We start from the raw sequence: 23,252 nt of genomic DNA on the forward strand, positions 1-23,252 counted from the left end.
GGAGCTTTTCATGCCGCACCCGTATTCCCCTTCCCCCATCCATGACGTGATCATTGCCGGCGCCGGCCCGGTCGGTTTGCTGCTTGCTTGCGAGCTGTGCCTGCAAGGCGTTGCCGTGCTGGTGCTGGAGCGCGCCACAGACCCGCACACGCCGCTGAAGGCCCTGCCCTTTGGCCTGCGCGGGTTGACGGTACCCAGCATCGAGGCGCTGCACCGGCGCGGCTTGCTGGACGAGCTGCTTGCCATCCAAGCGGCAGAGGCAGCGGATAAAACCGCCGCCGCCGCACATTGGCTGCAACAGCCGCGCCGCCCGGCCGGCCACTTTGCCGGCATCCAGTTCTATCAGGACGATGTGGACAACACGCGCTGGCCCTACCATCTGCCCGGCCCGGCCGGGAACGGCATTGCCGTTACCATGCAGGCACTCGAAACCGTGCTGACCCACCGCGCTGTCACACTGGGCGTGGCTATCCGGCGCGGCGCAGGCGTGGCTGGCTTTAGTGCAACGGATGATGGCGTAACGGTGCACGCCGGCAACGAGACCTTTCATGCCAGCTGGCTGGTGGGCTGCGATGGTGGCCGCAGCACGGTGCGCAAGGCGGGCGGTTTTGAGTTTGCCGGCACCGATGCGGAATTCACCGGTTATTCGATCGAGGCCGAGCTGGCCGACCCACACGCGCTGCAACCCGGCCGGCACCATACCGCCAACGGCATGTATACCTATGCGCAGCCCGGCACCATCGCACTGGTGGATTTCGACAGTGGCGCCTGCCACCGCAGCCAGCCCGTTACATTGGCACATGCACAAGCGGTGCTGCGCCGCGTATCCGGCACCAGCGTTACGCTGACCGCACTCAAGCTCGCCGCCACCTGGACCGACCGGGCCCGGCAGGCCAAGGCATATCGCCACGGCCGGGTGCTGCTGGCGGGCGATGCCGCGCACATCCATTCGCCACTGGGCGGCCAGGGGCTGAACCTGGGGCTGGGCGATGCGATGAACCTGGGCTGGAAGCTGGCCGCCGCTGTTCGGGGCGATGCACCACCCGGCCTGCTCGACAGCTACCATGCCGAGCGCCACCCGGTCGGCGCACAAGTGCTGGACTGGTCCCGCGCCCAAGTCGCGCTGATGCGACCCGACCCCGGCGCACGGGCGCTGGCAGCCGTCATGCGCGAGCTGATTGCCACTCGCGACGGCGCCACCTACTGCGCCGAGCGCATCTCCGCCGTCACCTTGCGCCATGATCTTGGGGGAGACTACCCGCTGATCGGCCGCAGCATGCCCGACTTTGAATTTGCCGACGGCACGCGGGCTGGCACACTGCTGCGTAATGGCAGAGGCCTGCTGCTGGATTTCAGCGCAAATACGTCGCTGCCGGTGCTGGCCGCGCGTTGGGGCGAAAGGATCGACCATGTCGCCCGGGTGCCTGAAGATGCACTGGGCCTGCAAGCGTTGCTGGTAAGGCCGGACGGGGTGGTTGCATGGGTCGACACGTCCCCCGACCAGCCGCAAGACCTCGCGGCGGCGATAACACGATGGTTTGGCGAAGGTGCTTGACCCTGCCTTGACTGGCTGCACCGTTGCCCAGTCAGCCTGAATGTTGCTATACCTGCACTTCGGGCTGGCAAAGCAGCTGCAGGCTCCACGGGGGGGAAATGCAACACGCAAAACGATTGCTTCTGGCGCTGGGTCTGATTTTGCTCGGCATGCAGAGCGCCCGGGCGGCGCAAGTCATCGAGGCGTGGAGCTATTACCCTGCACCGCCGTTCCAGACCGACCCGGCCACCAATGCCGGACTGACGGCTGATCTGGTGAGCTATCTCAACAAGGCACTGGCCGGGCGCTATGAAATCCGCCTGGTGCTGCTGCCGCGCGCGCGGCTGAACATGATGCTGGAGAACGGCGGCAAGGCCATGATCGTGTTCGCGCCTTCCGCCATATTCGGTGGCCCCGGCGGGGGCCGCTATTTGTGGAGCAGCCCGCTGCTCGATGATCGCCAAGAGCTGCTATCCCGCACCAACCGCCCGTTCGAATTCACCGGCCCGGCCTCACTGTTCAATATGCATTTCGGCGCCATGCTGGGCCATGCCTACCCGGTAATAGAGAAAGAACTGGAAACCGGCCAGATTCACGCCGACCGCGCCACCAGCGAAAGTTCGTTGCTCAACATGCTGTTGGCCAGCCACGCGGATGTGGTCACCATCCCCGCCACGGCGGCGCGTTATTTCGTGCGCGCCCATCCAGTCTACCGGCAAAGGCTGCACTTTTCCCGCCAGCACCTGGGCAGCTATACGCGCCACCTCATGTTCCAACAGGGCATGAAAAAAGAACGCGATGATGTCGAACTTGTGGTGCGCCGCATGAAGACCGACCCGGCATGGATTGCCACGCTTAAGAAATATGGCCTGGAACCGGCGGAGAGCAAGGCAGAGTGAGGGGGTGGGCTGCCGTCGGCAGGAGTTTGGCCTTGCACCGCCGGATTGTGCTTGACTGCCAGTCTGCACCCCGCGAACCGACAATTCGCACGGTAACATTCCTACCATTTCGCCAAACCGGGGTACTTGATGGTCAGTTGCACTGTTGATGAATTCATCCACGCTTGTTTCAGCGGTGCACGGCCCAGCAAAGAAGCCTACGCCATGTTACCTGAGTTCACGCAGGCACCGGCTGACGATCTGATCTCCTTCATCAACACCAGCTTGTTGCGTTCGCCGCGCCATGGCTACTTTGTCGAGGAATTGCTGCCGTACGTCCCGGAAGCTGCGCTGGATACCCTTGCTGCACGCTGGGTAGCAACACTGGCTAGCGAGGGCTCCACGCCTGCCATCGATCTGCTTTTCGCCCATTTGAGCCTGCAGCGCCCCGGTGCCTTGCAACCTTATCTTGGCAGCCTGTTTGATTTACCACCGAACGAAGGCTGCTACCCGGAGAACTGGCCCTGGCGAGAGGCACCAGACGACGCCGTAGACAGCTTGGCGGTGCAGCTGCACGAGACCACCGATCCGGAAGTAAAGAACAAAGCGTTCAATTGCCTGCTGGAAACCCGCAGCCCGGCCGCGCTGGCCATCTGCGCGGAATATGCCGGCCAGAACGAGCTTGTATATCCTTTCTACCTTGAAGAAATCGGCTACGGGGCCGATCAAGAGGCGCTCTACACAAGCGCCAGCAGCCACCTGATTTTTCCCGACGGCTATTTTGATCCGCCGACATACCCTGGCAGCCTGCGAGGGTTGCATCCAACCTGGCATCTGGGTCAGCAAGGCCAACCGTTGCGCTTTGGTGGCAATGGCGCTGGCAGTTGCGGTCTGTGCCAACACCCCTTGCACCATTTGCTGGATATCCCGGAAGACCGGGTTGGCATTTCCAACCGCCAGCAAGTCATCGCCTTGCAAACCTGCCTGTCTTGCCTTGGCTGGGAAAATGCGGAGCTGTCTTACCAATACGACGAGGTTGGCGGGATTGCATCATTGAATCAAGGGGTGTGCATTCCGCAGTTCCCGGCCCGGCCCCTCAAGGAATGCCATCTCCATCTGGCAAACACACCTTCACGCTGGCGCTGGCAGGACTGGGGCTTGAGCAATAGCAACGAGAACCTGCACCGGGTAGGCGGTTACCCAAGCTGGATTCAGAGTGCAGAATACCCCTCATGCCCAGTCTGCCAGCAGAAAATGCATTTCATGCTGCAACTCGATTCCGGCCTGCCCACAGCCCAAGATGGCTATGATTGGCTCTGGGGCAGCGGCGGGATTTGCTACGGCTTCAGTTGCGCAAGCTGCCGTGTGGTGGCTTATGCATGGCAATGCACCTGATTTCACTCCAAGCGATAACATGACCTGCTTTATCCAGCCCACTACCCCGCTGCAAGCCTTCAGCCCCGACGACCCCAGCTATGGCGAGCTGATCGCTGGCGGTTTGCTGTGTGCAGTCTGGTTCTTGCGCGAGCACCATGCCTTGCTGGCCGGCAGCCTGCTGGCGGGAGTGGCGCTGCTGGTGCTGCTACTGTGCGTGCGGCGTTGCGTGGTGCTGGATGAGGATACGGGCAGTTTGCAGGTGCGCTATCTGCTGTTGCGTCTGCCCCTGTATCAAGGCAGGTTGTTACCGCTGGCGCGGTTTACCCAGTTGCAGGTGCACCATGGCCTGCTTGGCACCCAGCTCTATCTGTCCAGCCGCAGCCACGGGCCATTGGGTCTGGGATGGCTGCAAAGCAAGGATGGCACGCTGGATGATGCGGCCAGCCAGCGGGTGGCGGCGTTGGCGGCGCAGCTGGATTTGCCGGTGGCACAATCGCGTCATGGTCTGGTGTAGATAGCGACATCCTGCTGGCCGTAGTCAACGCAATAGCCCGCTGCAGCGTTGTTGGGTATCCGTGCCGCTGGCACTGCTCTCGCTCGTGCCTGCCTCATGCAACACCCCTCCCCGCCCCCTTGGTACAAACAGCTCGCACCGTGGCTGTTGATTTCGATTCCCGCGCTGGCCGTGGTGCTGAGCAGCATCGGCGCGTGGCTGGCCGTCAGCCGGCCTGATCCAGTCACCGACAACGATTACTACAACACCGAAACGCATCTGAACCAGCAGCTGGCGCAAGACAGGCAAGCCGCACAGCACAAGCTGCGCGGCAGCTTGCTGTTGAACGCGGCCAGCGGCGTAGCCCACCTGCAAGTGCACGAGGCCGATACCGCCGCCCTGCCGCCGGTATTGCGCCTGCAACTGCACCACCCCACGCTGCCGGCGCAGGATCGCAGCAGCGAACTCAAGCTCAGCCCGCAGGGCGACTATGTGGGCGAATTTGCGCCCAGCAACGCGCAGCGCTGGCAGGTGGATATCGCTGTCGGCCCCAGCTGGCACCTGTATGGCGACTGGGATGCCAAGGCCAGCGGCCCGCTGGCAGTCACGCCCGGCCAGCAGCTGATCAGCGCCGATCAATAATTCCACTCCAACAAGCAGAGCCAAATCCATGAATCTGTTGCAAACCATCTTGCTGGCCATCGTGCAGGGCATCAGCGAATTGTTCCCCGTCTCCAGCGTGGCGCATGCCGTGCTCACGCCGTGGGCGTTTGGCTGGCAATTGTCGCCCGAATTCCTCAAGCAGCACTTCCTGCCCGTGGTGGTGTTGCTGCACCTGGGCACTGCAGTGGCGCTGCTGCTCTACTTCCGCAGCGACTGGCTGGCCTATGCGCGCGCCATCGTCTCGCCGCGTGATGGCGTAGCGCGGCGCGAGCTGCTGCTGGTACTGATCGGCACCGTGCCGGCTGCCGTGTTGGGGCTGGTGTTCGAGAAAATGCTCAAGGGCATGTTTGCCAATGTGACTTTTGCGGCGATCTTCCTCATCGCCAACGGCTTTGTGCTGTTCTTTGGCGAGCGCGTGCAGCGCGGCGGCAGCAAGCAGGTGGCCGACCTGCGCCCGCGCGAGGCGCTGGCCGTGGGCCTGGCCCAATCACTGGCGCTGATCCCGGGCTTTTCGCGCTCGGGCGCCAGCATGGTAGCCGGCTTCTGGGCCGGCCTGAGCCACGCTGCGGCGGCGCGTTTTTCCATGCTGCTGGCCACGCCCATCATCGTTGGCGCCAGCGTGCTGGAGCTGCCCAAGCTGGCCCGACAGGCCGACGCCGCCACCTTGCAGCAAGCGGTGATCGGCGGCCTCGTGGCCGGCGTGGTCGCCTATCTCAGCGTAACCGCGCTGATGCGCTGGTTCAAACGCCACGAAATCAACGCCATGCGACCGTTTGCGCTGTATTGCTGGGTGGTGGGGGCGTTGGTGCTGGGGTTGACGGTGCGCTGAACCACGCGCCACCTCGAGGGGCTTGGGTTAGCATGGCGGCATCGCGTCCAGATGCTGCACCATGCTGCTCTCGCTACCGCCCCTGCCACTGATCCGCCTGCAACACCCCACAACGGATAGCCGATTGCAACTACCACCAGCCAACGGTTATTTCGGCTGCCTGCTGGTGACGCATGCCGAACCCGACGGCCATGCCGCTGCGTTGATCAATGCGCTGCTGGATCACGGCTGCGTGTATTTTTGTTGCTGGGGTGTGGCATGCGAACAGTGGCACGATGGTATCGATGACCGTATCGTGGCGCGCGGACTGGGCGCTCCCGATGAGCCATGCATCATGACCACATGGCATTACGATAAGCCGCTAGAAGAAGCCGTATGGTTCCTGCAAAATGCCGCCTTCCCTGATGAGACTTTCGAGGTGGATTACCTCTGGCAATTGGAGCTGGAGATTTGCGCCGGACCATCAACAAATTGACACCACGTTAATGACTACCCGATTACTCCATGAAGAAAGCGGTGCCCTCGAGATTGGCTTTGGCGCGATGGCCCTCGGCTTCCTGATGAACGGGGCAATTGCCTTGCTGCACCCCCGAGGTGATGGGAGCATCATGGGCCTGCTGACCGTTGCGATGCTCTTTTGCGCCTTCGCGCTTGCCCTAGGTCATCGCAAGGCAGTGTACTTTGATCGCGATACGCAAACGATACAGATGGCACAAAGCCTCTACGGCCATAGCTATGGCAGCAGCAAGACGCTGCCGCTGAGCAAATTCTCTTATGTCTATGCAAGCCTGCAACGCGGACACGTGCGCGCTTATCTGTTTGGCCCCAGCACAGGCGAAATTCATCTGGGCAGTCTGCAAGCTACGATGACCACCGATTTCCGGGATGCGCTGGCTAAGCTGGAAGTGTTGGCGACCGAGCTGGGTCTTCCCAGCCGGGGCAGGATCTAGCTCCGCATTCAGGATAAAAATTCGTGAAACCGTGCCGCTACGCACTCCTGATCCTGCTATTTACCCTATTGCTCGGCTGCGATTTTCAGAAAGAAGCCGATGCCAAGTTTGGCGATCAAAACTTCAAAACCGCCATTGCCTTGATCGAGCTGCACAAGGTCCGCTACGGTCACTATCCCGAGCAGCTGAGTGATATCAAATACGCCGGGGACTGGGATGGCATCGGCACGAGCAGTGTGGAATACAAACGCATCGGTAACGGCTACGAGCTGAACATCACGCGCGGTTGGGTCGGGGCACCCACCTTATCGTATCCGCCGGATTTCTGGCAGGGGCTCGGCATCGTCGCAACGAATGTTGGCGGCCTGACCAAACGGCAGGCTGCGTCAGCAGCATCGGCAGCCCAGGCTGCCCGCTAACATCGGCAATGTAGCTTGCCGCTGCTTCATCGCTGCTCCACAAACACCTTCAGCTTGTTCAGCGCCACATCCCAATGCTGACCGATGGTGCCCAGCGTCTGGCGGGCCAGTTCGATTTGCGCGGGGTCGAGCTGCCACAGGCGTTCGCGGCCAGCCTTGATGTCGCGCACCACGCCGGCTTCGGCCAGCACTTGCAGGTGCTTGGTCACGCCCTGGCGGCTGATGTCGGTGCTGGCAGTGAGCTGGGCGATGGAGAATGCGCCGCCCGCGCACAGCAGCAGCACCAGCCGCAGCCGTGTCGGGTCGCCCAGTGCGGCGAAGATGCGCGCCAGCGCGTCGCTTTGCTGGGCGAGCGCCGGCGTGCCGGTGGTGGCTTGATCAGACTGCAGTGACATATCGCGCAATGCGCTCCAGTTGAAAATTCCAGCCGTTGTTGTTGGCGCGGAAGGCTTCCAGGCGGCGGTGCGGCGGCACGTTGTCGAAGCCACTCTCCTCCACCGTCAGCACTGTGGCGTTGCCATCGGCATCGGCCAGCTTGAACACCACCAGCGTGGGCGTTTCCAGCGAGTAGTCCACGCTGGCGTCCTTGGGATAGGGGTGCCAGCGATAGGACATGAGGTGCGGGGCTTCGATGCGCTCGATCACCACGTCAAACGCCATGTGCTCGCAGCCGGGGATGGTGATGGGGCCGCGCGTGCGCTGGCCGGCGGCAAAGGTCTGGCCGCTGAGGTCGGCCCCGAACCACTGGCCAAAGGTTTCAGCATTCGCCAGCGCGGCCCACACGCGTTCGCGCGGGGCGTTGATGACGATGTTGCGGGCAATGCGGTCGGTTTCCACTGCGGTATCCATGGTTGCGATCTCCTTGCTGGCGTTCATTGCGCGGCTGCTTCGGCGCAGCTGCTGGCGGCGGGCGTGCCCTGCCCGGTTTGTGCGTATTGCTGCAGGCTGGCCAGGAAATGATCCCAGCCGCCGCTGCACAGATCGTAGCATTCCAGCGTGGGCGTCAGGCCGATATGCTCGAAATCCAGCCGCGTGCGGCCGTCATCCAGCCCGGTCAGGCGGAAAGACAGCTCGGTGCCCACCCATTCGTCGTGGCGCTTGAGAGTATCGACGGCCAGATGCGCCACGGTGCAGCGCCAGCGCACCTCGCGCGCCGGGTCGAGCTTTTCGATGCGCATGTGCTTGTAGTGCGCGCCAAAGCGGAAGCGCAATTCGCCGCCCACGCCGGTGGCAACGTCGCAATCAGCCGTCCACCAGCCACGCAGGCCGTCGGCGGTGGTGAGTGCAGCGTAAACGGTGGCCGGGCTGGCCGCAATGATCAGACTGCTTTGGTAATGACTCATGATGGCTCCTTAAGGCAACCAATTGGTTGCGTAAATTCATCATGCGCCAGCAAAACCGAAAAAGCAACCAAATAGTTGCATTAAGTTTCTGTGCATCGTCAGGATGAAGAAAAAAGCCCGCGCATGGCGGGCCCGGAACGAATATCGGCAAAGTGCAAGACTGCAGACAGAGGTCTAGCCATCAACCCCGCGCCTGCATCACCAGCTCGAACGACCTCAGCCGGTCGGCCGCTTCGAAGGTATCGGTGCAGATAATGATTTCATCCGCCTGCGTCTGATCGACGAAGGACTGCATCTTGGCCCGCACCGTCGCCACGTCGCCGATGGCAGTGGCGGCCAAGCGGGCGTTCACCAGCACCTCCTCACGCTCGTTCCACAGGCCGTGCATGCTGTCCACCGGCGGGTCCAGCGGGCCGCGCTGGTCGCGGATCACGCGCAGCCAGCGCTGCTTGAGCGAGGTGGCCAGGTACTCGGCATGCGCCAGGGTATCGGCGGCGACAACGTTCATGCCCACCTGCACATAGGGCTGCTGCAAAGTGGCCGAGGGGCGGAAGCTGCGGCGATACAAATCCAGCGCGGGCAGCACGTTGTCGGGTGCGAAGTGGCTGGCAAAGCCGAACGGCAGGCCCAGCGTGCCGGCCAGTTGCGCGCTGTAGGCACCCGAGCCCAGCAGCCACACCGGCACGTCCAGCCCTTCGCCGGGGATGGCACGCACGTGCTCGCCCGCGCGCTCAGGCTTGAAATAGCCGCGCAGCTCGGCCAGCAGTTCGGCCATTTCGTTTTCGTCGGCAGACAGGTGCCGGCGCAGCGCGCGGGCGGTCAGGCCGTCGGTGCCGGGGGCGCGGCCCAGGCCGAGGTCGATGCGGCCGGGATAGAGCGAGGCCAGCGTGCCGAATTGCTCGGCAATGATCAGTGGCGCATGGTTGGGCAGCATTACGCCGCCCGAGCCAACGCGGATACGCTGCGTCAGCGAGGCCACATAGCCGATCAGCACGCTGGTGGCCGAGCTGGCCACGCCAGCCAGATTGTGGTGCTCGGCCAGCCAGTAGCGCGTATAGCCCAGCGCCTCGGCATGGCGGGCCAGCGCGGCGGTGCGGGCGAAGGCTTCGCTGGCGTCGCCGCCACGGCGGATGGTGGCCAGATCGAGCACCGACAGCGCGACGTCCGACAGTTGTTTCATGATGCAGCTCCCACAGGCAGATATGCCTATACTGCGGCCGCTGGCGCGGGATTCAACCGCGCTGGCAACAGGGGTTTTGCGCGCGGTCAAAAGCACGCCGCAGCAGCATTGACAGCACCGCCCACGCATGCGAACTTGCAACATCGCTCGGGGTGTTTGCTGCGGCAGACTGAGAGGCCGCCGGGCTTGCCTGCACGGGAATGCGCGCAGACAGGCTCATGACCAACCCGTTGAACCTGATCCGGATCATGCCGGCGTAGGAAAGCCGCTACCGCCCCTGCCCCGCATGCCGGTCCACACTGGATGCCGACATGTCTGCTACCACCCCCACCGAACAAGCCATCGATCTGGTCTGGCAGGATATCTATGCCGTACGCAGCCGCGCGCCGCTGGTGCACAACATCACCAATTATGTGGTGATGAACATCAGTGCCAACGCGCTGCTGGCCGCCGGGGCGTCGCCGGTGATGGCGCACGCACCTGAAGAAGTGGCCGATCTGGCGCGCATTGCCGGCGCGCTGGTGGTAAATATCGGCACGCTGTCCAGCCACTGGGTGGCGGCCATGCAGACCGCCATCGAGGCCGCACATATGGCGCGCACCCCCATCGTGCTCGACCCGGTGGGCGCCGGCGCCACGCCGTTCCGCGATGCCACGCTGGTCACCCTGCTTGATACCGCCCCGCCTACCGTGATCCGTGGCAATGCCTCCGAAATCATGGCGGTGGCCGGTTTTGATGCCAACACGCGCGGCGTGGACAGCACCACCGCATCACACGACGCCATCGAGGCCGCCAGCCAGCTGGCTGCCCGCACTGGCAGCGTAGTGTGCGTGAGTGGCGAGATTGATTACGTGATCGACGCGGCCGGCCGCGTGGCCGAGCTGGCCAATGGCGATGAATGGCTGACGCGCATGACCGGCACCGGCTGTTCCGCCAGTGCGCTGATCGGCGCCTTCTGTGCCGTGCAGGGCGACCCTTGGCGCGCCACCGTCTCGGCCATGAGCCTGGTGGCCATTGCCGGCGAAATTGCCGGCGGCAAGGTGCGCGAGCGCGGCCAGGGTGTAGGCAGTCTGCAAGCCACGTGGCTGGATGCGCTGCAGTTGCTGACGCGCGATCAACTGGCGGCCTTTTTGCGCGTCGAGGGCTTTCCGCAATGAGCGCGGCGCCCCGCATCACGCGCGCACAGCTGGGCCTGTATCTGGTAACCGATGAGGCCGCCTGCAACGGCCGCGACCTGCTGGACGTGGTGGCCGAAGCCGTGGCCGGCGGCGTGCGCTGCGTGCAGCTGCGCGAAAAACACCTGGGCACGACCGCCTTTCTGGCCCGCGCCCGCGCCATGAAGGCGCTACTGGCGCCACTGGGCATTCCCTTCATCATCAACGACAGCATCGATATCGCCATGGCGGTGCAGGCCGATGGCGTGCACGTGGGCCAGCACGACGCGCACGTGACCGACATCCGCCATATCTGGCCCGATGCCATCATCGGCCTGTCGGTCGAGAACCCGGCACAACTGCAGGCGGCGACGGCGCTGGATGTCGATTACCTCGGCATCAGCCCCTTGTTTGCCACCGCCACCAAACCCGATGCTGCCCCGCCCTGGGGGCTGGACGGCTTGCGCCATATCCGCGCGCAAACCACGCTGCCACTGGTTGCCATCGGCGGCATCGATACCGATAACGCTGCCGATGTGCTGGCCGCCGGCGCCGACGGGCTGGCCGTGGTCAGCGCCATCTGCAGCGCCCCCTCGCCCCGTGCCGCAGCTGCGGCACTGGCTGCCTCTCTTTCCGGAATCACTGCATGACCCAGCAACACTATCCCCGCGTGCTCACCATTGCCGGCTCGGACAGCGGCGGTGGCGCCGGCATCCAGGCCGACCTGAAAACCTTTGCCGCGCTCGGCTGCTTCGGCATGAGCGCCATCACCGCGCTGACCGCGCAGAACACGCTGGGCGTGACCGCCATCCACGCCGTACCGGCCGACTTCCTCGCCGCGCAAATCGATGCGGTGTTCAGCGATATCGGTGTCGATGCAGTCAAGATCGGCATGCTGCACGCGCCCGAGGTGGTCGATGTCGTTGCCACCAAGCTGCGTCAGTGGCGACCCGCCACCGTGGTGCTCGACCCGGTGATGGTAGCCACCAGCGGCGCCAAGCTGATCGAAGACGCCACCATCAGCCGCATGGTGGCCGAGCTGTTCCCGCTTGCCACCGTCGTCACCCCCAATCTGGACGAGCTGGCGCTGCTGGTCGATGCCGCGCAGATCAGCGATGCCATGCAACTGGAAACCGCCGCGCTGCGCCTGCTGGGCATGGGCTGCCGCGCCGTGCTGGCCAAGGGCGGCCATCTGGACGGCGCCACCGTCACCGACGTGCTGGTGCGCAACGACGGCCACCGCCACGCCTATACCTCGCCCCGCATCGCATCGAACAACCTGCACGGCACCGGCTGCACGCTGTCGTCGGCCATCGCCGCACACAGCGCCCTCGGCCTGCCGCTGGAAGACGCCATCACCGCCGCGCGCAGCTTCATTGCCGGTGCGATCGAACATGGCGCCACAGTGAAAACCGGCCAAGGGCACGGGCCACTGAACCATGGTTATGCGCCACGGGTTATGCGCATCCTCGATTGAGTCGGGTCGGGCTTCGCATCAGGTCTGCCTCAGCATGCCTTTTGTAAAGGCTGGCTTCATGCCGCTGACGAGCGGCAGCGAGGCTCCCTCGCGGCGGCGAGGGCGGGGGGCGTGGAATCAATCAAAGCGCGCCGCGGCTTCGTTCGCAGCTATCCGTAAGCGCACGGCTTGGCCGGGTGCTTGATGCCGGTTTATCTGCTGATAACGGCCAGAGATACATGGCAGGCGCTCACCAGCGATAGCGCAATTCCAGATATGCCGTGCTGGTGCGTGGCGCATGCAGCGGGGCGGCAAGCGTGGTGTTGTAGGCCAGCTTGAGAATGCGGTCCGGGCTCAGGCGCCAGAGCAGGGTGCTGCCCGCCTGCCAGTTGCGCAGCGCCCTGTCCTGCGTGCGCCCGTTCAGCTCGGTGTCGCCGCCTTGCTGGTAGGCCACGTCGAGCGATACCCAGCAGCGCCGGTCGAGATCGGCGCTGGCGTGGCCCTCCAGCGTGTAGAGCGGCGACTGGTGCAGCGCAGCCCCGCCACTGCCCTGGCTATCCAGATAGAGCGTGCTGTTGCCCAGCAACTCCAGCAACACTGGGCCACTGCGGCGGGCAAACTGCAGCTCGCCGCGTGCCGCCCAGCGCCCTTGCCCCGGGTTGGCCTGCCGGCGCGGGTCGTAATCGCCGGTGGGGACAAACAGCGATAGCGATGCCCCGCTGGACCAGCCCTCCTGGCTGAAGTTGTCGAATGCCACATTGCCCAGCGCGGGGCTGTTCCACAAGCCACGCCCGTAGGTGACCACCACATCGCCCAGGCCCGCGGCGCTGCGATCAGGCAGGCCGTTGTCGAAACGCATGCTGCTGTCCGCATACGGCACCAGAATCTGCAGCAAGCCCAGCTGCCCGGCGCTGTCGAAATAGCGGGTAAAGCGCAGCTGGGAGCTGTAGTTGGTCTGGTGCAGGTCGCTGCCGTCGGCCAGCTTGAGGGTGGTATCGACGTAGACCTCACGCAGCTGGATCAGCTGCGTGCCCACCGGGGTCAGCACATAGCTGCGTGCGTCGGCAGCCCATGCGGCGTGCGCCAGCAGCAGCATGATGATGGCCAGCAATTTGTTCATGGGCAGCCTGCGCAGCAGAACGATGCTTCATGCTAGGCCAGTGCGACTGTTGCAGCCATATGGCAGCCACCGGCATGAAAAAACCGCACCCGAGGGTGCGGTTTATCCAGTCACGGCGCCGATCAGGCGGCAGCAGTGCGGCGCACGCGGATGGCTGCCAGCGCGTAGTACAGCGCAAACGCCGCCAGCAAGGACGGCAGCGACGCGCCCACGCTGGGGTAAACGCGGCTGACGATCTGGTACACGGCGATGCCGGCAATCCACGCCAGCGTGCCTGGCCAGACGATGGCGGGCGTGTCGGCTGCCGGCAAGCGCGGCGACGTGCCATGGTGCGCGATCACCACGCCGAACAGCGGCACGAACACCGAGCCCAGCAGGTAAAGGAAGTTCTGGTAGTTCTGGATCGGCAGCAGCAACGCCAGCACCGTGGCCACCACGGCCAGCAGCGGGCCGAACGAGCCCACCGGCACACGCGGCAGCAAGCTGTGGCTGGATACCGCGGCCGAGTACAGGTCGCCATAGCCGTTGTCCACTTCGTCCACCAGCAACAGGCCCAACGCCAGCGCACCACTGGCACCCAGCAGGATGGTGGCAACCATATCGCTGCCCGGGTGCACGGCGGCAATCAGGATGGCCAAGGCAAAGCACCAGATATTGGCCAGCGCATAGCCGATGCCGATGCCGGTTACCGCACTGCGGCCATTGCGGCTGAAGCGCGTGTAGTCAGCTACCAGCGGCAACCACGAAATCGGCATGGCGATGACCAGGTCGACCGCCGCGCCGAAGCCCATGCTGCCGTCGCCGGCACGCGCCCAGAATTTGTCCCAGCCAAACTGGCTGACTTCGCCGACGAAGCGCACGGTCAGCCAGCCCAGGGCGGCCAGCATCAGCGCCAGCCCGGCACGGCGGATGAACTGGCGCACGATGCCCACCATGGACAGGCACAGCAGCCCCAGCAGCAGCAGGCCCACCAGCACGGTGAACACAGCCGGTTTGTCCCAGCCCCAGGTCTGTTTGGCAATGCCGGACAGGCCGTCACGGATCACGACGATTTCAAAAATGGCCCAACCCAGCAACTGCAGCACATTGGCGCCCACCGGCAGCACCGCCGCATGGCGGCCCAGTGCCGGCCAGATCAGCCCGGCGCTGGATACACCCGACTGCGCACCCAGCCAGCCTACCCATACCAGCAGCGCGGTGCCGATCAGGGTGCCCAGCACGATGGCCGCAAACGCCGCCGCAGCGCCCAGCCCCGGTACGAGGAAGGTGCCGGCCTGGATGACCAGGAGACCCACGCCCAGGCTGCCCCACAGGGCGAAATGATCAGAGAAACCGAGCTTGCGCTCGGACAGGGGCACCGCTTGCAGCGCGGTATTGACGACATTGCCGGACATGGCCGCTTTCCTGAATGAATACATGGAACGATCAGGCGGCCAGCGGGGGGAGGAAAGCAGATAAACCGGAACGGCAGACGCTTCCCTACGCCGGCACGACCCGGATCAGGTTCGACGGGTTGGCAGCGCACTGCCTCTCAGCCGGTCTTTCCGGCACCCCGAGCAGCGGCCAAGATCGCATGCGGGCCGTGCAGCGTCAAGCCGTGGCGGCTGTACGGCCGGCCAGGGCTTGCGCGTTTTAGTGTTACTTCTTCAGCTCGCCGACCACCACCACGAGGATACCGCCCACCAGCAATACCCAGCCCAGCTCGGGCGGGATGGGCAGTTTCTTCTCATGCTCGGCCGTGGCCTTGAGCGGGCCCAGCTCGAATACTTTCTCTTCGGTCTTGTAGGTGTACTGGCTCAGGCCCAGCGCCACCGCGCCCAGTATGATCAGCGAGATGCCGATCAGCAGCGTTTTTTTCATCATCATCCCCGTGCTTGTTGCTGCATGCCTGTCTCCGGCACGCTGGCGCGCAGTTTAACCGGAAAGCGTTGCAGCCGCTGTACGCTGGCACACCGGCAGGCATGCAAAATCAATAGAACGAACGTACAATAAGAGCACGCCAACCGCCCGCCTGTTACCCGTGCGCAAGATCATTCATATCGACTGCGACTGCTTTTATGCCTCGGTGGAAATGCGCGACCGCCCCGAGTTGCGCAACGTGCCGCTGGGTGTGGGCGGCCGGCCCGAGCAACGCGGCGTGATCGCCACCTGCAACTATCCGGCACGCAAGTTTGGCGTGCACTCGGCCATGCCCACCGTCACTGCATTCAAGCGCTGCCCGGATCTGGTGCTGGTGCCACCGGATTTCGAACGCTACCGCGCCGCATCGCGCGCGGTGCATGCCATATTCCGCGACTACACCGCGCTGATCGAGCCGCTGTCGCTGGACGAAGCCTATCTGGACGTGAGCGACGCCACGCGCTGCCACGGCAGCGCCACCCTGATCGCGCAGGAAATCCGCGCCCGCATCGAGGCCGAAGTGGGCATCACCGCCAGCGCCGGCATTGCCAGCAACAAGCTGATTGCCAAGATCGCCAGCGACTGGCACAAGCCCGACGGCCAGTTCGTGGTGCGGCCGGAAGAAATCGACGCCTTCATCGCCCCGCTGCCGGTGAAAAAACTGTGGGGCGTGGGCAAGGTAACCGCAGCGCGCCTGAATGCCGCCGGCGCGGAAACCTGCGCCGATCTGCAGCAATGGCCGCAGGAGCGGCTGGTGCGCGAATACGGCAAGATGGGCCTGTCGCTATACCGGCAATGCCGGGGCATCGACCACCGGGCGGTGGAGCCCAACCAGGTACGCAAGTCGCTGTCGGTCGAAAACACCTATCCCAATGATCTGGTCGGCCTGCCCGAATGCGTAGCCGCGCTGCCGGCACTGTGGGACGACTTCAGCCGCCGCTTTGCCCGCTGCGATACCTTGCCGCACAAGGCTTTCGTCAAGATCAAGTTCAACGACTTCACGCAAACCACCATGGAGTGCGTGCACAGCGCCCCCACCCCGGCGCTGTTCGAGCAACTGCTGGCCAGCGCCTGGCAGCGCAAAAGCCGCCCGGTACGGCTGCTGGGCATCGGTGTGCGCTTTGACGAAGGCCACGCCCCCGTCCCGGCCGCCAGCCTGCCGCTGTGGGATGATGCGGACGCAATGCGCTAGCCGGTACTTTGCAGCCGCAGGGCGATCCCCTAAAGTGATCGGCCCGGCCCCCCCCGCTGACTGTCCCTGATCGCACCATGTCCGAACCACCCATCGACCTCGCCGCCTATCGCAAACGCCGCGCCCGCGCGCAGCGGCCCGGCCTGTTTGCCTGGCTGCGCCGCCGCAATGCCGTGGTGGAGCGTCAATGCGTGCGCTGCGGCCATGCACTCGCCCAGCACGCCAGCTGGTGCCAGCACTGCGGCGTGCACTATGCGCAAGCGGCAGAAGACGGCGTGGAAACCCGCCCGGCCTGGATCTTCTGGGTAGCCGGGCTGGTATTGATTGCATTGATCGGTGGGGCTGTGCTGCCGCTGTTCCGCTAAGCACCGTCAGCGATGATGCCGGCAACGCTGGCTTCAGTGGATGCCTAGGCTGCGCACCTGCCCAGCGCCTTGCGCAATTGTTGCAAGAACACTTCGACCTGGCGCGGCGCCTCGCTTTCCTGCGCCGGATGGCTGATACGCAGCTTGACGAACTGGCCATGCAGCCCGGTGAGATAAGTGTAGGACGTGTTGTGCTGACCCTTGAGGTCAAACTCGAATTGCTGCCAGAGGAATTGCGGGCCGCAGCCGGCAAAGTGCGAGGTTTGGGTACTGTTGGGAAAGCGTGCAGCATCGGCATACTGCTTGAGCGCCTGCCGTGCTTGCTCGATCACCGTGGCAAATTGCTCGCGCACCGCTGCGTTTTGCGTGCCGTCGGGGATGTTGTTGAATCCATCGTCATACACATAAACGTTGACGTGCACGCGCGCCGGCCCTGCGAAGCTCAACGACTCACCCATCCCGGCCTCCTCGAATTGCTCGCGCTCGACAAAGTGCATGGCCCCCAACTGCACTGGAATCTGTATGTCCAGCGCCGGCACGGCCACGACCTCCACGCCATTTGCCGCGCCATCAGGCGCCGCAACGGCCAGTTGCGGGAGATGTAGCGTGGCAACCAGCAGCACGGCAGTCAGACAACGCAGCATCGGCATTACTCCTTGTTGGTTTCAGCAGTCTGGTCGATGGACTGGTGGCAACGATCCACCAGCAGCGCAATATGCTGCTGCAAGCGGGCCTTGGCCGCGCTGCTGTCGAGCAGATGGCTGGTCAGCAACTTGCTGCCGGCACTGGTGGTGGCAAAGAAACGCACGGCTGTCTGCTCGGCGCTGTTCAGCGGCTTGACCGGGCGCGGCGGCACCTTGCCCAGCCGTTGGTAGAGCTGCGCCACGGTGTAATCCTGGTAGTGCAGCCCGGTGGGGCTGGCAAAAAACTGCTCCATTTGCGCCAGCTCATCGGCCTCCACGCCCCCGTCCAGCATGGACTGGAAAAAGGGGCTGAACGCGGCAGGCTTGATCTGATCGACGCAGGCCACCAGATCGGGCGTGGCCCGCCCACGCCCCAAGGCATCGTGCATGGCCAATTGCAAGCCGGTCAGCGCCGGGCGGCCAAGGAAATTCAGCGTATTCGGGCCGAGTTGCACGGTTGCAGCTTGCGCCGCCGGCATGGCCAGTAGCAAGGTGGTCGTGGCAAGGATCAGAAAGTAGCGCATGGGGTATCCCGCTTTGATGCTCGCCATTGTGCCGCAGCGGGAAGGCAGCACCAAATGTGGCTACGGGCAATCGGTACGGACATGGCAGCCCACCTTGATCAAGACGGCTCAAGAGCCGCACAAAACTCTACTGGCCACCTTGCACTCTCTGCGTTTCGCTCGCCCTGTCAGCATCGCCGCACCGGGGTTTGTTCGCGGTGTTAGATCGCCAATCCTGCATCGGCAGCCAATGCCACCAAGGCTGCGTCGGAGCTTGTTTCGGCCCTGATGGCCAGCAAAAAAAGAACGATGACCTGTTTCTGCGCCGGGCTGAAACGTTGCCATTTGCGTGCAAATGCAGGGCGGGACAAATCGGCCTTGGGCGGCAAAAGCACGGCTTGCAATACATCAACGATCACATCGGCCCGCTCAGGAGTGAGCAGCACCGCGTGCATATAAGCAGGCAGGAAGTAGCAAAATGCTTCGTCACTGAAAAAGCACAGCGCAGACTCCCGCTGGCGCAGGGCCTCCGGGGAATGCGCTGTCCAGGGTTTGCCCGTAAAGTAGTCCGTGATGCCCTCGTCATCGTAAGTATCGGCCACCAGCGGACCTGCTGGGTAAGCCTGCTCACGAAAGGCGACATCGATTTGCGCAGCAATCAGCGCTGCATTCTCTCGACACATGTTTACCCCCGATACCTGTAGGCTTGGCAATGTAGCACCACCCTGCAGGGTACCGGCCAAGACGGTGTTGGGATGAGGCGCTTGTTGCAAGTGCCCGCCATCTGGCCGCCGCTGGATAATGTGAAATTCAGCCCGGTAGTTGAGCCAGAAAGCGGCGGATGACCGCCCATGCCTGCGCCGGCGCAGCCTGCAGCAGATAGTGCTGCGTGGGCAGCACGGCCACCTGGATGTCCGGTGCAATGCGCCGGATCCTGGCCAGTGCCGATGCCGGCACTACCAGATCATGCGCGGCCTGCAGATAAAGCAGCGGACAGGTGCATTGGCGCAGCGCGTCGGTGGCATCGACAGCCAGCGTCTGCCGGACCCGGTGCGCCAGTACGGCCGGCGCCACCTTCTGCAGCTCGGCCGAATTGATGGCAATGATGCGTGCAGTGGCCAGGTCACCGGCCAGCCAGCCGCGTAGCGCATACAGCGGTCTGGTCAGTGCAAAGCCGGTACGCCACGGCAGCCACCCCACCGGCCCGGCACGTGGCGGCAACACGAAGGTGGCCACCAGCACGACCGCCATCACGCGCTGTCCCTGCCGGTTGGCCACCAGTAGCGACAGCGGCGCGGAGAACGACTCGCCCAGCAGCACCAGCGGGCCGGGCACATCGGCCAGCCGGGTGCACACCCAGTCGGTCAGCTCGGCATAGCCCAGGCGCTCGTCTGCTGGATAAGTCAGCGCCAGCGTGGCGCACTGCGGCGGCGCAGCGGCAACAAAATCCACAAACGACCCGGCCGTGCCGTTCAGGCCGGGCATCAGCACGAAGGTGGGAGTCTTTGCAGGCGATGGCATGCAAGCAACACTAGCATGCAAGCCGGGCTGCTGCGGTGTAACTTAGGGCCTGTTAACACTTATTTCACGCTTGCGTTCGGGGTAGTTCGGGATGGAGCGCAAGGCGCAGAACGCGCCGCGGTACGGGTACCGCAAGCGGTTTGCAACGCAGCGAACCGCCCGAAATACCCCGAACCCGCAGGGCTGGGCCGCAAAGAGGCCATCTACGGCGTTACGCGCCTTGGCAATAACCGGTTATTGCCTGCGTTGCGTGCCTTGTAGCTGACCTCTTTGCGGCCCAGCGCAAGCGCGAAATAAGTGTTAACAGGCCCTAATGCGGCAGTCCGACCCCGGCTTTCGCCCCGCATGGCATGCACTGCACGCCACGACGAGGGCGACGCGCTTATTCGCTCTTGAGCACGGTTTCGATCACGCGGTGGGTTTCGCGCTTGGCGGCCTCGATATGCTTGAGTGCGCGCTTCTGCAGCCCCTTGGTGCTGGATTGGTCCTCTTCATGGCCGACGTCCTGGCTGGCCTTGCCCAGCAGCTCCAGCGCCTTGTGGAAGCGGTCGGTACGCTTCAAGTGCGCATCCACCGGCTCGTGCGCGTGGATATCCTTGCCGTCATCAATGGCCGCATGCTTGATTTCGCCAATGGCGGCATCGATCTCGGCAATCGCCTTTTCCTCGGCATGGTCCACCCGGTCGCTGTCCAGATGCTCAAGATGCGCACGCGCATCGCGCAGGTCGGTCAGCGCATGCAGGTAATAGGGATGATCGCCGGGGTTGTCGGCATGGGCTGCAAGGCTGGCCAGCAGTGCGATGGCGGGCAGGACAAGGAATTTGCGCATGGTGGTTCTCTCCGTTGTGTGGGTGATGCGCTCCCAACAACGGCAGCGGCGATCAGCGCGCTGACAGGCCAGCCTCTTGCATACGTTACGGTGGGTGAGGCGGGGTAAGCGTTACCTGCGTCGCCCCGGCTTGCCCCGCGTGTTCATGGCAATCTGCAACATGGCATACGGCATGCGGATCAGCAGCACGAGCAGCATCAGCGGTGCGGCAAGCAGCATGAGCAGCGTGGTCAACACCATCAACAACGGATGAGTGCGTTTGGCTGGCGTCGCAGTGGCCAGCAGATCCTCGCCTGCCTCGTCACAGCACTGCGCATCCAACGCGCGGGCCATCGCCATCAAGCGGGCCAGCGCGGCATCAAACGCAGCGTCATTGCGTGGCAAATCATCCGTCCACAATGCGCCATTCTCGAAATTGATGTAGAGCTCCCGCTTGCCCAGCTTGCAGCCTACGCCGCACTCATCCCGCAGTTGCAGCGATGCATCATTGGCGCACAACGCCACGATATCTGACCAAACCAGTGGAGGTTTGTCGGGTGAGCGGCTGATAGTGATGACGGTACTCACCGCGCCACCAAAGTCCAAAACGGCCCTAGTTTGAAATCGTTAGCTGGGCACATGGACATGCGCCTTCACATGCTTGAGATTGGCAACGATGGTAAAGCTCATCACCACCAGCAAGGACCAGGAGCTCCATTTACCGATGTGCACCGCCGACCACGCCCCCAGTTGATTCGGATATTGCCAAACACCCCAGAAGGTACTGAGGTTCTCCGCCAGCCAGATGAAAAAACCGATCAGCACAAAGGACAACAGCAAGGGCATCTGGCGTTCACGATCAAATGGCCGGAACAACACCGTGGCGCGCGCATACAAACCCAGCGCACAGGCCGCGATATACCAGCGATAGTCGCCAATATAGTGATGCGTGAAGAAGTTGGCATAGATCAGCAAGGCGATCACCCCTGCCATCCAGTAAGGCGGGTGATGCACAATGCGCAGCTCAAACAGCCGCCAGGCCTGGATGATATAGCTGCCCACCGCGGCATACATGAAGCCTGAAAACAGTGGCACGCCAAACAACTTGGTATAGGCAAAATCAGGGTAAGACCACGACTGTATGCCTGCCGAAGTCTTGAAGAGCTCCAGCAAAAAACCGGTGACGTGAAACAGCGAAATGGCGCGCAGCTCATCCAGCGTTTCCAGCTTTGCCCATACCATGCAAGCCTGTATCAGCAATGCGATCAGCAGCAGCACGTCGTAGCGCGGCAGCCCGGCAATGCCGGCTCGCGGTACGGCGAACACGGCGACAAAGAACAGCCCGGCAAACAAGCATGATCGGGCTTCCTTGATACCGAAGTAAGCAAACTCGACACAAAACCGCTGCCAACCAGCCAAGCCGGGCCGCGGTGCAGGCGAGATCAGCGCTGCATCAAACGCATTTGGCCGCTGTTTGTGTGTGAAGGCCTGCGTCACCTTGTAGCCCCCGCGTGGGTCAGGATGCGGCCCCACCCAGCACCCGATAAACCGTCATCACCCCATTCAACTGCCGATACCGATTCTCTGCCAGCGCATTCTCGGCGCTGCGGCGGGCTTCCTGCTGGTCCAGCCATTCCTTCACGCCGGTCTTGCCGGCGCGGTAGCGCACTTCGGCCAGTTTTTCGGCGCGGGTGGCAAGGTCGAGGCTGCGTTGCAGCGCTTCGCCTTCTTCGCGATCGTGGTTGCGGGCGGAGAGCGCGTTTTCCACTTCGGCCAGGGCCTTGTACAGCGACTGGCGGAAACCGATCACGGCGGCTTCGTAGTCCGCCTGCGAGGTCTGGATGGTGAGCTGGGTGGTGTTCCATTGCAGGAACGGCAGGGTCAGCCCGGCGCCGAGGGTGCCGATGGGGTTGGATAGCACATCGCGCAAGGTGGTACTGCTGCTGCCCACGCTGCCGGTCAAGCTGAAGGTGGGGTAGAAGCTGGCGCGCGTGGCGTCGACATTGGCGAGACTAGCGCGCAGCCGCCATTCGGCGGCCTGCAGGTCGGGCCGGTGGGCAAGCACGTCGGCGGGAATGCCGGCCGGCACCTCGGGTAGTGTCGCAGTCGGCAACCGGGCGGGTTCGGCGGTGGTGGCGCCCGGAGCCTGGTCGAACAGGATGGCCAGCGCATTGCGCGCTTCGTCGCGCTGTTGGCGCAGTGCGATCAGGCTGGCCTGCTGGCTGGCCAGGCTTTGCGCAGCCTGCAGTTCGTCCAGCCCGCTGGCTGCGCCGGCGCGGTGCTGCACTTGCACCAGTTGTAGCGTTTTTTCGCTGTAGGCGATGCTGGCCTCACCGTTGGCAATGCGCTGGTTCAGATAGCCGAGCTGCCAGTATAGCTGCGCGGTAGTGCCGATCAGGCTGAGTGCAGCGGCACGGCGGTCTTGCTCGGTGGCAGTGGCTTCCCATGCGGCGGCATCGCGCTGGCGGGCCAGCTTGCCCCACAGATCGACTTCATAGCCCAGCGTGGCGGTCACACCGTAGCTGCGCGTGCTCGGGCCGCCGCTTTTCAGATCCTTGCTGACGCTGGCATTGCCGCTCACCCCCAGCGTGGGCATGAGGTTGGTATCGGTCAGCCCGGCCTGCAGCCGCGCACGGCGCACCTTGATGGCGGCGACGGCCAGATCGTTGTTGCTGCGCAGTGCGCGGGCGATCAGCGCATCGAGCGCCGGATCGCCAAAGCGCTGCCACCAAGCCTCGCCCGCTGCGAGCTGCGCGCCGCTGCGGGAGGGGGCGTGCCATTGCGCCGGCAAATCGACATCCGGGCGCTGGTAGCGAGTTTGCATTGCGCTGCCACAGCCGGCCAGCAACAGGGCCAGGGTACAGGGAACCAGTAACTTCATGACG

General features: G+C 63.8%; 29 protein-coding genes and 2 riboswitches. Of the genes, 14 read left to right on the top strand and 15 right to left on the bottom strand.

Translation table 11 applies throughout. The annotated features are described in order from the left end of the window. Positions 1–10: 10 nt before the first annotated feature. The 9 genes from B9A19_RS15145 (at position 11) to B9A19_RS15185 (ending at position 7,143) form a co-directional block, all read left to right on the top strand. Positions 11–1,555: an FAD-dependent monooxygenase gene (locus B9A19_RS15145; protein WP_084091697.1), complete on the top strand. Its 1,545-nt coding sequence runs from the start codon at positions 11–13 to the stop codon at positions 1,553–1,555. A gap of 98 nt (positions 1,556–1,653) precedes the next feature. Then, a complete protein-coding gene (locus tag B9A19_RS15150; RefSeq protein WP_139798879.1) occupies positions 1,654–2,433 on the top strand; it encodes a substrate-binding periplasmic protein in 780 nt (259 codons plus the stop codon). 204 nt (positions 2,434–2,637) lie between these two features. Then, on the top strand, positions 2,638–3,807 hold the full coding sequence (locus B9A19_RS15155; RefSeq protein WP_139798880.1) for a DUF1963 domain-containing protein: 1,170 nt from the start codon (positions 2,638–2,640) through the stop codon (positions 3,805–3,807). A 19-nt stretch (positions 3,808–3,826) separates the two neighbouring features. Next, positions 3,827–4,303: a hypothetical protein gene (locus B9A19_RS15160; protein WP_084091700.1), complete on the top strand. Its 477-nt coding sequence runs from the start codon at positions 3,827–3,829 to the stop codon at positions 4,301–4,303. Positions 4,304–4,399: 96 nt separating this feature from the next. Continuing rightward, positions 4,400–4,924, top strand: coding sequence for a FixH family protein (locus B9A19_RS15165; protein WP_084091702.1), 525 nt, complete (start codon positions 4,400–4,402; stop codon positions 4,922–4,924). A 28-nt stretch (positions 4,925–4,952) separates the two neighbouring features. Next, positions 4,953–5,774 (top strand): undecaprenyl-diphosphate phosphatase, encoded by an 822-nt coding sequence (locus B9A19_RS15170; RefSeq protein ID WP_084091704.1) that lies wholly within the window; start codon positions 4,953–4,955, stop codon positions 5,772–5,774. A 61-nt stretch (positions 5,775–5,835) separates the two neighbouring features. Continuing rightward, a complete protein-coding gene (locus B9A19_RS15175) occupies positions 5,836–6,249 on the top strand; it encodes a DUF7684 family protein (RefSeq protein ID WP_139798881.1) in 414 nt (137 codons plus the stop codon). 10 nt (positions 6,250–6,259) lie between these two features. Beyond that, the gene (locus B9A19_RS15180) at positions 6,260–6,724 is read left to right on the top strand and encodes a hypothetical protein (RefSeq protein ID WP_139798882.1); all 465 of its coding nucleotides are present in this window, start codon (positions 6,260–6,262) and stop codon (positions 6,722–6,724) included. A 23-nt stretch (positions 6,725–6,747) separates the two neighbouring features. Next, entirely contained in the window at positions 6,748–7,143 is a 396-nt protein-coding gene (locus B9A19_RS15185; RefSeq protein WP_084091709.1) for a hypothetical protein, read from the top strand. 26 nt (positions 7,144–7,169) lie between these two features. Here the strand turns inward: B9A19_RS15185 and B9A19_RS15190 are convergent, their stop codons facing one another. The 4 genes from B9A19_RS15190 to B9A19_RS15205 form a co-directional block, all read right to left on the bottom strand. Next, positions 7,170–7,538 (bottom strand): ArsR/SmtB family transcription factor, encoded by a 369-nt coding sequence (locus B9A19_RS15190; protein ID WP_084091711.1) that lies wholly within the window; start codon positions 7,536–7,538, stop codon positions 7,170–7,172. Further along, positions 7,522–8,019: an SRPBCC family protein gene (locus B9A19_RS15195; RefSeq protein WP_217807081.1), complete on the bottom strand. Its 498-nt coding sequence runs from the start codon at positions 8,017–8,019 to the stop codon at positions 7,522–7,524. Before B9A19_RS15195 ends, B9A19_RS15190 begins: the two co-directional genes overlap by 17 nt. Then, positions 8,016–8,486, bottom strand: coding sequence for an SRPBCC family protein (locus B9A19_RS15200; RefSeq protein ID WP_084091713.1), 471 nt, complete (start codon positions 8,484–8,486; stop codon positions 8,016–8,018). The genes B9A19_RS15195 and B9A19_RS15200 overlap by 4 nt, the downstream gene beginning before the upstream one ends. Before the next feature lie 181 nt (positions 8,487–8,667). Further along, the gene (locus B9A19_RS15205; RefSeq protein WP_084091715.1) at positions 8,668–9,666 is read right to left on the bottom strand and encodes an LLM class flavin-dependent oxidoreductase; all 999 of its coding nucleotides are present in this window, start codon (positions 9,664–9,666) and stop codon (positions 8,668–8,670) included. 138 nt (positions 9,667–9,804) lie between these two features. Continuing rightward, a riboswitch (TPP riboswitch) is annotated at positions 9,805–9,946 on the top strand. A 31-nt stretch (positions 9,947–9,977) separates the two neighbouring features. Between B9A19_RS15205 and thiM the strand changes: the two genes are divergently transcribed. Genes thiM through thiD form a run of 3 tightly spaced genes read left to right on the top strand, consistent with a single transcriptional unit; the run spans position 9,978 to position 12,297 of the window. Next, a complete protein-coding gene (gene thiM, locus B9A19_RS15210; RefSeq protein ID WP_084091717.1) occupies positions 9,978–10,823 on the top strand; it encodes a hydroxyethylthiazole kinase in 846 nt (281 codons plus the stop codon). Next, the gene (thiE, locus tag B9A19_RS15215) at positions 10,820–11,470 is read left to right on the top strand and encodes a thiamine phosphate synthase (protein ID WP_084091719.1); all 651 of its coding nucleotides are present in this window, start codon (positions 10,820–10,822) and stop codon (positions 11,468–11,470) included. The genes thiM and thiE overlap by 4 nt, the downstream gene beginning before the upstream one ends. After that, entirely contained in the window at positions 11,467–12,297 is an 831-nt protein-coding gene (thiD, locus tag B9A19_RS15220; RefSeq protein WP_084091721.1) for a bifunctional hydroxymethylpyrimidine kinase/phosphomethylpyrimidine kinase, read from the top strand. The genes thiE and thiD overlap by 4 nt, the downstream gene beginning before the upstream one ends. A gap of 229 nt (positions 12,298–12,526) precedes the next feature. On the opposite strand, the gene B9A19_RS15225 is transcribed toward thiD, so the two are convergent. The 3 genes from B9A19_RS15225 to B9A19_RS15235 form a co-directional block, all read right to left on the bottom strand. Then, positions 12,527–13,396: a transporter gene (locus B9A19_RS15225; RefSeq protein ID WP_084091723.1), complete on the bottom strand. Its 870-nt coding sequence runs from the start codon at positions 13,394–13,396 to the stop codon at positions 12,527–12,529. A gap of 122 nt (positions 13,397–13,518) precedes the next feature. After that, positions 13,519–14,790, bottom strand: a complete 1,272-nt coding sequence (locus B9A19_RS15230) for a cytosine permease (protein WP_176216960.1) — start codon at positions 14,788–14,790, stop codon at positions 13,519–13,521. 65 nt (positions 14,791–14,855) lie between these two features. Continuing rightward, positions 14,856–14,961: riboswitch (TPP riboswitch) on the bottom strand. A gap of 73 nt (positions 14,962–15,034) precedes the next feature. Then, positions 15,035–15,262 (bottom strand): hypothetical protein, encoded by a 228-nt coding sequence (locus B9A19_RS15235; protein ID WP_084091727.1) that lies wholly within the window; start codon positions 15,260–15,262, stop codon positions 15,035–15,037. Positions 15,263–15,416: 154 nt separating this feature from the next. On the opposite strand from B9A19_RS15235, the gene dinB reads away from it, so the two are divergent. Next, positions 15,417–16,487, top strand: a complete 1,071-nt coding sequence (gene dinB, locus B9A19_RS15240) for a DNA polymerase IV (protein ID WP_084091729.1) — start codon at positions 15,417–15,419, stop codon at positions 16,485–16,487. Between the two features lie 77 nt (positions 16,488–16,564). Continuing rightward, on the top strand, positions 16,565–16,852 hold the full coding sequence (locus B9A19_RS15245; protein WP_084091731.1) for a hypothetical protein: 288 nt from the start codon (positions 16,565–16,567) through the stop codon (positions 16,850–16,852). Between the two features lie 44 nt (positions 16,853–16,896). Here B9A19_RS15245 and B9A19_RS15250 read toward each other — a convergent pair whose 3' ends face one another. From B9A19_RS15250 to B9A19_RS15285, 8 genes are all read right to left on the bottom strand, one after another. Then, positions 16,897–17,496 carry a hypothetical protein gene (locus B9A19_RS15250; RefSeq protein WP_139798883.1) on the bottom strand — a complete coding sequence of 200 codons (600 nt, stop codon included), beginning with the start codon at positions 17,494–17,496 and terminating at the stop codon, positions 16,897–16,899. A 5-nt stretch (positions 17,497–17,501) separates the two neighbouring features. Continuing rightward, a complete protein-coding gene (locus B9A19_RS15255) occupies positions 17,502–18,059 on the bottom strand; it encodes a hypothetical protein (protein ID WP_084091736.1) in 558 nt (185 codons plus the stop codon). Between the two features lie 200 nt (positions 18,060–18,259). Beyond that, on the bottom strand, positions 18,260–18,721 hold the full coding sequence (locus B9A19_RS15260) for a DUF6714 family protein (protein WP_084091738.1): 462 nt from the start codon (positions 18,719–18,721) through the stop codon (positions 18,260–18,262). Between the two features lie 127 nt (positions 18,722–18,848). Further along, positions 18,849–19,559, bottom strand: coding sequence for an alpha/beta fold hydrolase (locus B9A19_RS15265; RefSeq protein ID WP_084091740.1), 711 nt, complete (start codon positions 19,557–19,559; stop codon positions 18,849–18,851). Between the two features lie 382 nt (positions 19,560–19,941). After that, positions 19,942–20,388: a hypothetical protein gene (locus tag B9A19_RS15270; protein WP_084091742.1), complete on the bottom strand. Its 447-nt coding sequence runs from the start codon at positions 20,386–20,388 to the stop codon at positions 19,942–19,944. 111 nt (positions 20,389–20,499) lie between these two features. Then, entirely contained in the window at positions 20,500–20,955 is a 456-nt protein-coding gene (locus tag B9A19_RS15275) for a hypothetical protein (protein ID WP_139798884.1), read from the bottom strand. 39 nt (positions 20,956–20,994) lie between these two features. Beyond that, entirely contained in the window at positions 20,995–21,864 is an 870-nt protein-coding gene (locus B9A19_RS15280; protein WP_084091778.1) for a DUF817 domain-containing protein, read from the bottom strand. 19 nt (positions 21,865–21,883) lie between these two features. After that, a complete protein-coding gene (locus B9A19_RS15285) occupies positions 21,884–23,248 on the bottom strand; it encodes an efflux transporter outer membrane subunit (RefSeq protein WP_217807082.1) in 1,365 nt (454 codons plus the stop codon). Between the last annotated feature and the right edge of the window lie 4 nt (positions 23,249–23,252).

The sequence above is a fragment of the Andreprevotia lacus DSM 23236 genome, from assembly GCF_900176275.1.
Classification (GTDB): domain Bacteria; phylum Pseudomonadota; class Gammaproteobacteria; order Burkholderiales; family Chitinibacteraceae; genus Andreprevotia; species Andreprevotia lacus.